Annotated in this window: 2 protein-coding genes; one reads left to right on the top strand and one right to left on the bottom strand. The window is 39.6% G+C overall.

The window, feature by feature from the left end; translation table 11 throughout:
• Positions 1-363 (top strand): YkvA family protein (locus A9E74_RS13855; RefSeq protein ID WP_245652189.1); only part of this gene is annotated, 363 nt, incomplete at its 5' end.
• 68 nt (positions 364-431) lie between these two features.
• Here A9E74_RS13855 and A9E74_RS14175 read toward each other — a convergent pair.
• On the bottom strand, positions 432-581 hold the full coding sequence (locus A9E74_RS14175) for a DUF2789 family protein (protein ID WP_084003109.1): 150 nt from the start codon (positions 579-581) through the stop codon (positions 432-434).
• Positions 582-589: the final 8 nt, after the last annotated feature.

The following is a 589-nucleotide window of genomic DNA, read 5'->3' as shown; positions in this document are numbered from 1 at the left end:
TTGCTAAAAACTATGAAGCTTCAGCTGTCGGCTTTGTATATAGCGAGTAAAGATCCAGCAATGCCTAAGCGTGCAAAGTGGTTGATTGTTATTGTGGTGGCGTATGCACTAAGCCCGATTGATTTAATTCCAGACTTTATTCCGATTATTGGCTATTTAGATGAATTGCTTATCTTGCCATTGGGAATTTATATTGCTATGAAAATGGTACCTGATGAACTTTGGCGAGATAGTCTGACTCAGGCCAAAACCAACCCCGTTAAATTGCCCGAAAATCGTTACGCAGCCATTGTAATAGTTGCTTGCTGGATTATCTTAGCTACCGGTTTTGGATACGCTTTTTGGTATTGGTTAATAAAATAAAAAGGTCCATTGCGGCCAACAAGGCTAATGAAATTAAAGTGCTTATACTACAAACCTTGGCAGCAGGATTATTGCCTTAACTGAACGTTTAATTGATCAACCACTTCAGCCCAATCGGAGTCTAAAGCCAGACATTCTTTTATAAATGCAGATTGGGATGGTGACCAGAAATAGGCATTTTCCAATTTCACGCCTTCAGGCAGGTCATGTTGCTTAATAAACTGTT

It is taken from the genome of Methylophaga muralis (assembly GCF_001720165.1).
Taxonomy (GTDB): Bacteria; Pseudomonadota; Gammaproteobacteria; order Nitrosococcales; family Methylophagaceae; genus Methylophaga; species Methylophaga muralis.
This window is presented reverse-complemented; position numbering and strand designations above follow the sequence as displayed.